Annotated in this window: 1 protein-coding gene; it reads left to right on the top strand. The window is 50.1% G+C overall.

The features are described from left to right. On the top strand, positions 1 to 527 hold a 527-nt coding region (locus tag R7Z49_RS27420; RefSeq protein WP_318112818.1), incomplete at both ends, for an ATP-binding protein.

Here is a 527-nt window from a genome sequence, read left to right as displayed (position 1 = left end):
AGCGGATGACAGCATTACGCGCAAATATGGAGGCACAGGGTTAGGGCTGAGCATCGTTGACCGATTGATCGAGTGTATGGGCGGCGTGCTCTGCATCGATTCACAATTCGGCTTGGGTACGACGATAACTGTCAAATTGCCAATTGAGCGTTGTGATTCAGAACCAGAAGTGTGTTTGAACTGGACTTACAGCGAGGCATTGCCACTCAGCATTCGTCAGTGGTGTGACGCATGGAAAATGCAGCCAGCAACACTCGCAATAAGCATGGCGAACCTTTACGCCGCACAAGACAACGAAGCGGGCTTTGATGGTGTGATGCTGCGCGATGATCGAGAAATTCTCGGTAGTCTCACGTTGCGAGAGCTTCAATACCCAGACGCGCTGTTCAATTTGCTTAGCCAAATGCAGCAAGAGACCAAGTTGGACGAGCTTAAGTCCGAAGAAGTTTCGTGGATTCTCGGAACGGTATTAGTTGCGGAAGATAACCCAATCAACCAAAGCGTGATTTCAATGCAGCTGCGTGAGC

Origin of the sequence: Vibrio sp. 1562, assembly GCF_033340155.1 — a bacterium.
Classification (GTDB): domain Bacteria; phylum Pseudomonadota; class Gammaproteobacteria; order Enterobacterales; family Vibrionaceae; genus Vibrio; species Vibrio alginolyticus.
The sequence above is the reverse complement of the archived record's forward strand: the minus strand, read 5'-3'. Positions and strand labels throughout refer to the sequence as shown.